8 protein-coding genes are annotated in these 8,179 nt (G+C 61.5%); 3 read left to right on the top strand and 5 right to left on the bottom strand.

Going from position 1 to position 8,179, the window contains the following annotated elements:
• Positions 1–1,129: L-cystine transporter (locus tag AC1DVH_RS12320; RefSeq protein WP_477754027.1), on the top strand; the 1,129-nt coding region annotated here is incomplete at its 5' end.
• Positions 1,130–1,245: 116 nt separating this feature from the next.
• Here AC1DVH_RS12320 and AC1DVH_RS12315 read toward each other — a convergent pair.
• On the bottom strand, positions 1,246–1,758 hold the full coding sequence (locus tag AC1DVH_RS12315; RefSeq protein WP_477754026.1) for a dihydrofolate reductase: 513 nt from the start codon (positions 1,756–1,758) through the stop codon (positions 1,246–1,248).
• A gap of 85 nt (positions 1,759–1,843) precedes the next feature.
• On the opposite strand from AC1DVH_RS12315, the gene AC1DVH_RS12310 reads away from it, so the two are divergent.
• Both AC1DVH_RS12310 and AC1DVH_RS12305 read left to right on the top strand, forming a co-directional pair.
• Positions 1,844–3,214: a DUF2868 domain-containing protein gene (locus tag AC1DVH_RS12310; protein WP_477754025.1), complete on the top strand. Its 1,371-nt coding sequence runs from the start codon at positions 1,844–1,846 to the stop codon at positions 3,212–3,214.
• Positions 3,207–4,583, top strand: a complete 1,377-nt coding sequence (locus tag AC1DVH_RS12305) for a GTPase/DUF3482 domain-containing protein (RefSeq protein WP_477754024.1) — start codon at positions 3,207–3,209, stop codon at positions 4,581–4,583. The genes AC1DVH_RS12310 and AC1DVH_RS12305 overlap by 8 nt, the downstream gene beginning before the upstream one ends.
• Before the next feature lie 34 nt (positions 4,584–4,617).
• Here the strand turns inward: AC1DVH_RS12305 and AC1DVH_RS12300 are convergent, their stop codons facing one another.
• The 4 genes from AC1DVH_RS12300 to AC1DVH_RS12285 form a co-directional block, all read right to left on the bottom strand.
• On the bottom strand, positions 4,618–5,151 hold the full coding sequence (locus AC1DVH_RS12300) for a hypothetical protein (protein ID WP_477754023.1): 534 nt from the start codon (positions 5,149–5,151) through the stop codon (positions 4,618–4,620).
• 115 nt (positions 5,152–5,266) lie between these two features.
• Complete coding sequence (locus AC1DVH_RS12295) at positions 5,267–5,827, bottom strand: phosphonate degradation HD-domain oxygenase (protein ID WP_477754022.1); 561 nt, start codon at positions 5,825–5,827, stop codon at positions 5,267–5,269.
• Between the two features lie 17 nt (positions 5,828–5,844).
• Positions 5,845–6,978 (bottom strand): TIGR03364 family FAD-dependent oxidoreductase, encoded by a 1,134-nt coding sequence (locus AC1DVH_RS12290; protein WP_477754021.1) that lies wholly within the window; start codon positions 6,976–6,978, stop codon positions 5,845–5,847.
• Between the two features lie 142 nt (positions 6,979–7,120).
• Positions 7,121–8,146: a putative 2-aminoethylphosphonate ABC transporter substrate-binding protein gene (locus AC1DVH_RS12285; RefSeq protein ID WP_477754020.1), complete on the bottom strand. Its 1,026-nt coding sequence runs from the start codon at positions 8,144–8,146 to the stop codon at positions 7,121–7,123.
• Positions 8,147–8,179: the final 33 nt, after the last annotated feature.

Raw genomic sequence — 8,179 nt, 5'->3', positions numbered from 1 at the left:
CCTCAGCGCCGTGGCCCGTCTGCACAATGCTTCGTCTCTGGGCAAGATCAGCTTCCTGACCATCGGCACGCTGCTGTTCACCACGGCCATCGCGGCCTTGATCGGCATCGGCCTGACCAACCTGTTCGGCCTGACCGCCGAAGGCCTGGTGGCCGGCACCCAGGAAATGGCCCGGCTGCAAACCATCCAGACCGATTACGCAGGAAAGGTCGCCGACCTGAATGTGCCGCAGCTGTTGCTGTCGTTCATTCCGCAAAACCCGTTCGCCGATCTGGCGCGGGCCAAGCCGACGTCGATCATCAGCGTGGTGATATTCGCTGCGTTCCTGGGTGTCGCGGCCCTGCAGTTGCTCAAGGATGATGTCGAGAAAGGTCAGAAGGTGATCAACGCCATCGACACCCTGCAAGCCTGGGTCATGCGACTGGTGCGCCTGGTGATGAAGCTGACCCCGTACGGCGTGTTGGCGCTGATGACCAAAGTGGTCGCCGGCTCGAACCTGCAAGACATCATCAAGCTCGGCAGTTTTGTCGTGGTTTCTTACATCGGCCTCGGTCTGATGTTTGTGGTGCATGGCGTGCTGGTGTCGGCCGCCGGGATCAACCCGCTGCGTTTCTTCCGCAAGATCTGGCCGGTGCTGACGTTTGCCTTCACCAGCCGCTCCAGCGCTGCGACGATTCCGTTGAGCATCGAGGCGCAGACCAGTCGTCTGGGCATTCCGCAGTCCATCGCCAGTTTCGCCGCTTCGTTTGGCGCAACCATTGGCCAGAACGGTTGTGCCGGCCTGTACCCGGCGATGTTGGCGGTGATGGTAGCGCCGACTGTGGGCATCAACCCGCTGGACCCGCTGTGGATCGCAACGCTGGTGGCGATTGTCACGCTGAGTTCGGCCGGTGTGGCCGGGGTTGGCGGCGGTGCGACGTTCGCCGCGCTGATCGTGCTGCCGGCGATGGGCTTGCCGGTGTCACTGGTGGCGTTGCTGATTTCGGTCGAGCCGCTGATTGATATGGGGCGTACGGCGTTGAATGTCAGTGGGTCGATGACGGCGGGGGCGATTACCAGTCAGGTGATGCAGCAGACTGATAAAGCGCTGTTGGATGCGGATGAGCATTTGGCGTTGGCGCAGGCTTGATCGGCGCCTGATAGACCGCTATCGCGAGCAAGCTCGCTCCCACAGGGATCTGTGGTGTTCACACAATTTGTGATTCACCTCAAAACACTGTGGGAGCGAGCTTGCTCGCGATGCTTTTAGGCTTTTTCCCAGACTTCGAAGTTGTACGCAGGTTTTTCGCCTTCGGCCGGGTTCGGCACATTCGACACCAGTTTCCACTGGTTCAAATCAAACTCCGGAAACCAAGCGTCCCCTTCCGGGCTCAGCGCCACGCGAGTCAGGTATAGCCGATCAGCCTGCGCCAGCCCTTGCGCATACAACTGCGCACCACCAATCAGCATCAGCTCATCAACGCCCTGTTCCTTCGCCCATTCTTCGGCGCGAACGACGGCAGCTTCCAGCGACGGATAAACCTCCGCGCCTTCCAGCACCAGATCCACCTGACGGCTGACCACAATGTTCAAGCGGCCCGGCAACGGACGACCGAGGGAGTCCCAGGTCTTGCGGCCCATGATGATCGGCTTGCCGAGCGTGGTGGCCTTGAAATATTTGAAGTCCCCCGGCAAGTGCCAGGGCATGCTGTTGTCGACGCCGATCACACGGTTTTCACCGAGGGCTGCGATCAGGCTGAGGGGGAGTGATTTAGTCATGCCCGCGAGGATACCAGAGCCTCGCTTTCGCCGATAAGCGCCACAGCGGTTATGCTCACAGCTCAATTAAGCGACGGGATGCCGCGTGACTGAACTCAATACCCTCTGGCTGACAGAAACCATTCGACTGCGCGAAGAACACGCAGGCCCCCTGGAAGACCTTGAAGCCAACCGGCTGGCCCGCAGCGCCGGCGGCGATTTGCCGTCGCGCATTCAACGCCGGGCCCTGTGGCTGGCCGAGCGCGATGGCTTGAGCGATGCTCTCAAACACTGGCTGCAAGGCGCGCGACTGGCGCTGATGGTAATGGCGGTGCTGGCGGTGATCAGCGGCGCCGGCCTGGCCTTTGCTGCAATGGGCGACGGCCTGCACCCGGTGAATGTGTTCTGGGCCTTGGGCAGCCTGCTCGGGCTCAATCTGATCCTGCTGCTGAGCTGGGCCCTGGGACTGGTGTTCGCCGGCGAACAAGGCGCCAGCCTCGGACGCCTGTGGCTGTGGCTAAGTGAAAAACTTGCGCGTGATGCCAAAGCCGCACAACTGGCACCGGCCCTGCTCCTGTTGCTGCAACGCCAGAAACTCAATCGCTGGGCTATCGGCGTGCTGGTCAACGGCCTGTGGTTGCTGGCGATGCTCAGCGCCCTGGTCATTCTGCTGACGCTGATGGCGACCCGGCGCTACGGTTTTGTCTGGGAAACCACGATCCTCAGTGCCGACACCTTTATCGCCGTCACTCAGGCGTTTGGCGTGCTACCGGCTCTGCTCGGCTTCAGCGTGCCGACCGAAGAAATGATCCGCGCCAGTGGCGATGCCGCACTGAACATCGAAAGTGCCCGTCAGGCCTGGGCTGCGTGGCTGGTCGGCATCTTGCTGGTCTACGGCGTTGTGCCGCGCCTGCTGCTGGCGCTGTTTTGCCTGTGGCGCTGGAAAACGGGGCAAACGGCGCTACGTCTGGATTTGAACCTGCCCGGTTACGCACAACTGCGCGAGCGCTTGATGCCCACCAGCGAGCGCCTCGGCGTCAGCGATGCGGCACCGGCGCAACTGCATCGCGTGGAAGGCGGCGTCAGCGAACAACAAAGTGATGGTGCTCTATTGGTCGCCATCGAGCTGGACGACGACCGCCCGTGGCCGCCACAACTGCCGAAAAACGTCAGCAACGTCGGCATCCTCGACAGCCGCGAATCGCGGCACAAACTCCTCGAACAACTGAGCCGCTTTCCCCCGGCGCGCCTGGCCATTGCGTGCGATCCACGGCGTTCGCCGGATCGCGGCAGCCTGGCCTTGATTGCCGAACTGGCCCGCAGCGCCAGCGCCACCCGCGTGTGGTTGTTGCAGGCGCCCCCCGGTGAAGCGCTGGACGCCGAACGCCTGGGCGACTGGCACGTGGCGCTGCAACAGCTTGAGCTGCCGTTTGCCGATTGTGCACCGATGAACTGGCTGGAGACGGGTCATGACTGACGCCTGGAAACAGCCTCTGAAACTCGCCGTGGTCGGCCACACCAATGTCGGCAAAACCTCGTTGCTGCGTACCCTGACTCGTGACGTCGGCTTCGGTGAAGTGTCCCATCGCCCCAGCACCACACGGCATGTCGAGGGCGCACGATTGTCAGTGGACGGCGAGCCGTTGCTCGACCTCTATGACACCCCCGGACTGGAAGACGCCATAGCCCTGCTCGATTACCTCGAACGCCTGGAGCGTCCCGGTGAACGCCTCGACGGCCCGGCACGCCTGGCGCGCTTCCTCGAGGGTAGCGAAGCCCGGCAACGCTTCGAACAGGAGGCCAAGGTGCTGCGCCAGTTGCTGGCGTCGGACGCCGGGCTTTATGTGATCGACGCCCGGGAGCCGGTGCTGGCCAAGTATCGCGACGAACTGGAAGTGCTGGCCAGTTGCGGCAAACCCTTGCTGCCGGTGCTGAACTTCGTCAGCAGCGCCAACCATCGCGAGCCGGCATGGCGTGAAGCGCTGGCGCGGCTGGGTTTGCATGCCTTGGTGCGCTTTGACAGCGTCGCGCCGCCGGAGGATGGCGAGCGTCGACTTTATGAAAGTCTCGCCCTGCTGCTGGAGTCTGCCCGACCGCAACTGGAACGCCTGATCGCCGATCAGCAGGCTCAACGCCTGGCCCGCCAACAAAGCGCAGAGCGATTGATTGCCGAATTGCTGATTGATTGCGCGGCTTGCCGACGCAGTGTGGTCAGTGAAGCCGAGCAGGAACAACAAGCCATCAGCGAACTGCGCAAGTCCGTGCGACAACGGGAACAGCGTTGCGTCGAGGCCCTGCTCAAACTCTACGCTTTCCGCCCACAGGACGCCGCGGCCAGTGATTTACCGCTGCTCGACGGCCGTTGGGGCAATGACCTGTTCAACCCGGAAACTCTCAAGCAACTGGGCGTGCGCGTCGGCGGCGGGATCGCGGCGGGTGCTGCTGCGGGGGCCGGGGTCGATTTGCTGGTGGGCGGCATTACCCTCGGCACCGCCGCACTGGCCGGTGCCATCGCCGGCGGTGCGCTGCAAACCGCGCGCAGTTACGGCAGGCGCTTGCTCGGCAAGGTCAAGGGCCAGCGCGAACTGACGGTGGACGACAACGTGCTGCGGCTGTTGGCGCTGCGTCAGCGGCAATTGCTGCAAGCGCTCAACGCCCGTGGGCATGCGGCGATGGACAGCATTCAGGTCGCCGCGCCACAGGACAAGAGCTGGCGTGAAGGCAAACTGCCCGAGGCTCTGAACAAAGCCCGGGCACATCCGCAGTGGTCCTCGCTCAATCCTCATTCCAAACTAAATCAGGCGGAGCGGCAGGAACAGGTTGAGGCGTTGGCGCAGCAGCTTTAGCCCTGCAAAGCACAACCCTCTGCCGCTCTCATGATCAGCGCCAGTTGAACTTGAGAAACGTGCCTGCCAACTGTTTCACCAGAACCTGGTCAACCTTGTCGAACAGACCATCGCGATTGACATCGCCCTGAACGCTGCAATCGAGCGTGCCGTCATTGTCCACGTCGAACACTGCACTCCAGGACACCTGCGTGCGATCCGACGCCAGACCAGTGCCTTCATGCAATTGCAGACGAACCACATTTGGCGTTCCGTCGCGGTGAAAATCTTCGGCAAAAATCTTGAGATAGCGGCTCCAGGTGGCGCCACGATTGAACCAGTGAAACTTCAGATAGGTATTGGCGAAGGTCTCCAGTAAACGTTGGTCAACTGTGTTTTCCCTACCATTGTTGGTGACATCTCCCATCTTGTAGTCCACTTTGCCGTCGGCGTTGAAGTCCACGGCGAAAGCCTTGTTCATTTCCTGGTCTTCCCACGATTTTCCGACCTGTTCGTAAAACTGCAGCAACACGGAATCGGCGCAACCGTTGCCGACGCGATCCTGGGCGGTGACTTTCAAATAGCGCATGAGCATTCCTTGCCTGTTAAATGAATGTCAAACCTACCCCCACCGCAGATCCCGGTTCTGTCAGCGCAAGCCAACACACTGCGTAAGGTGTTTCGCTATTGTTTGTCTGCCTTGTTCACTGAACACGGGACTCCTGATTCCGTTCCAGCAATGACTCGGCCTTACGTTTCAGGATTGCCAAATCGATGACCGGCACATGCATCTCTTTGGCCAGTTCATCCCACTGGCGCATGCGCAAACTCACGGCACACAGCGGGTCCTGCCCGAACGCTTCAGCCTCTACAGTCGTCATCACCCCGCCCTGATATTCCAGGGTCCGGCAACTGGCTTCGCTCAGGCGCTGGTAGTAGCCAGGCTCCACTAGCGTCAGATAACGCTTGGCCTGTACGTGGTATTCGACCAGCCGCGCCATGCGCTCGCTGAAGCCGGCGCGGCGTAGGTAGTCGGCCCCCAGGCGCTCATGGCCGACCACACCGAAGCCGCCCATATTCTCCGCACTTTCCGCGCAGATATGCCCGATGTCGTGAAAGAACGCCGCCAGAATCACTTCATCGTCGAAGCCTTCGGCCATGGCCAGCTCCGCCGCCTGGGACATGTGCTCGATCTGCGACACCGGTTCGCCGATGTAATCGCTGTCGCCAAAACGCTCGTACAAACCGAACACCTCGGCAATCACTTGTTCATTGCGCTCCGTCAGATTTCCCCCAACACAGCTGCGATGTTTCGTTCAGCCATCGCCGGCCCGACGCTCATGCCGACACCGGTGTGCATCAACGCCACGCCCAGGCCTTTTGCCGGGCGCAGGAACGAGAACGGTCCCGGCCCCCGTGAACCATAGACACCCTGCCAGCGTTCGACCACTTGCACCTTGCAGCCCAGGGTCTGCTCGGCCAGTTCGATCATCCAGTCGTCGACCTGCTCGGCATTGAAGGGCGACGGATCGCTGCCGTAATGGTGCGAATCGCCAATGATCAATTCGCCATAGGGCGTCGGGCTGATCAGCAGGTGGATGCCGTTTTCGTGCAGATGCGGCGCGTACTGCAGGATTTCTGCCTGCACCGCCGCAGCCTCCGGCAAGTCGGCGAAGGCGCCGTAGTGCACGCAACTCAAACCGGTGAGCAACGCGTGTTGCAGGTTGAGGTTGATTCGCGGGCGGGCGCGGAGCATTTGCAGGCGGCAGATTTGCGGCTCGAGTTCGGCGATCTGTTCGGCCAGCAACGTCTGATAATCGTGGCCGGAGCAGACGATGATCTGCTCGGCACTGAAGCTGCCGGCGGTGCTGTGCAGGCGACCCGGCTCGATATCGTGCACCAGGGTAGAGAAATGAAACTCGACACCCAGGTCGCGGCGCAGGAAGTCGATCAGCGCCGGAATCGCTTCGCGGGAATACAGTTGCTGATCGTCCATGCCATGCAACGCAGCGCGGTGATGGCGGAACTGACCGCCGTACAAATCGCGCAGCGCAGCGCCGCGCAACAGGTCGACGCGGTAACCGTGTTCGACGGCGCGGCCCTCGCAGAAGGCTTCCAGCAACTGTTCTTCCGCTTCGGTGCGGGCGAACAGGTACGAGCCATTGCGCCTGAGTTGCAGGCCGGCGAGCTGTGCCCAGTCGCCCCAGATTCCGCGACTGGCGCGGGCCAGTTCCAGCATCGGTCCCGGCGGTTGGCCAGTGACCAGTGCCTGGCCGAAGTTGCGCACCGAAGCGCCGAGGGGCGTTTCGCTGCGCTCGAAAACCGTGACCTTGAGACCGCGTTTGGCGGCGGCATACGCATGGGACAAACCCAGGATGCCGGCGCCGACGATCAGCATGTCGTTGTGTTGTGTCATGGAGTTTTGTCCTGAGTTCGAGACCGCCATCGCGAGCAAGCTCGCTCCCACATTGGTTTTGTGTTCGACGCACATCCCCTGTGGGAGCGAGCTTGGTCCGGGCGGCGTTCCGACGATGAGGCCCTGTCAGCCGATAAAGACCTTACTTGGCCGCCACTTTCTCGGACTTGCCGTCATAGCGCTTGCGCCACTCGGTCAGGATCTCGTCGCGGTTCTTCGAAGCCCAGACGAAGTCATTCTTGATCAGGCGCTGTTCGTAGTCGGCTGGCAGTTCGGTCTGTGGCTTGGCGATGCCAGGCTGGGCGAGTACGGCAAAGTTTTCTTTATAGAGCTCCATTGCCTCAGGGCTGGCGGAGAAGTCAGCCAGTTTCTTCGCCGCTTCTTCGTGGGTAGTGCCCTTGATCACGGCAGTCGCTTCGATCTCCCAGCCCAAACCTTCCTTCGGCAGGATGATGTCCAGCGGTGCGCCCTGGCGCTTCAGCTGAACGGCTGGGTATTCAAAGGAAATACCGATCGGGAATTCGCCAGCCGCCGCCAGTTTGCAAGGCTTGGAGCCGGAGTGAACGTACTGCCCGATGTTCTGGTGCAGGCCGTCCATGTAGGCCCAACCCTGCTTCTCGCCGAAGGTTTGCAGCCAGGCGCTGACGTCGAGGAAACCGGTGCCGGACGATGCCGGGTTCGGCATGACGATCTTGCCTTTGTACTCAGGCTTTGTCAGGTCCTGCCAGCTCACTGGCTTGGTCAGGCCCAGCTTCTCGGCTTCAACGGTGTTGAAGCAAATGGTTGCGGCCCAGACGTCCATGCCGACCCAGGCTGGCGGGTTGGCGGCGTCGCGGTAGTTCGCGCCGATCTTGCCCAGATCCTTCGGTGCATAGCTTTGCAGCATGCCTTGCTGATCGAGGATCGCCAGGCTGGAAGCGGCCAGACCCCACACAGCATCCGCCTGTGGACGGGCTTTTTCGGCCAGCAGTTTGGCGGTGATGATGCCGGTGGAGTCACGCACCCACTTGATTTCGACGTCCGGGTTGGTCTTCTCGAAAGCCTCTTTGTAGGTCTTCAGTTGTTCGGCTTCGAGGGCGGTGTACACCGTCAACTCGGTTTTCGCCGCGAAGGCGTTCAGGCTGAAAGCGGTGAGGACAGCAGCGGCCAGGGCCATAGGCTTGAACATGATCTTTTCCTGTTGTTGAGTTGAGTGGGTTGT

Source organism: Pseudomonas sp. P4_C3 (assembly GCF_056402075.1).
The sequence above is the reverse complement of the archived record's forward strand: the minus strand, read 5'-3'. Positions and strand labels throughout refer to the sequence as shown.

What these genes read in the sequence shown, in the direction of transcription:
- AC1DVH_RS12315 (WP_477754026.1), bottom strand. Translation starts at nt 1,758, where the DNA reads ATGACTAAATCACTCCCCCTCAGCCTGATCGCAGCCCTCGGTGAAAAC.
- AC1DVH_RS12305 (WP_477754024.1), top strand. Translation starts at nt 3,207, where the DNA reads ATGACTGACGCCTGGAAACAGCCTCTGAAACTCGCCGTGGTCGGCCAC.
- AC1DVH_RS12300 (WP_477754023.1), bottom strand. Translation starts at nt 5,151, where the DNA reads ATGCGCTATTTGAAAGTCACCGCCCAGGATCGCGTCGGCAACGGTTGC.
- AC1DVH_RS12290 (WP_477754021.1), bottom strand. Translation starts at nt 6,978, where the DNA reads ATGACACAACACAACGACATGCTGATCGTCGGCGCCGGCATCCTGGGT.
- AC1DVH_RS12285 (WP_477754020.1), bottom strand. Translation starts at nt 8,146, where the DNA reads ATGTTCAAGCCTATGGCCCTGGCCGCTGCTGTCCTCACCGCTTTCAGC.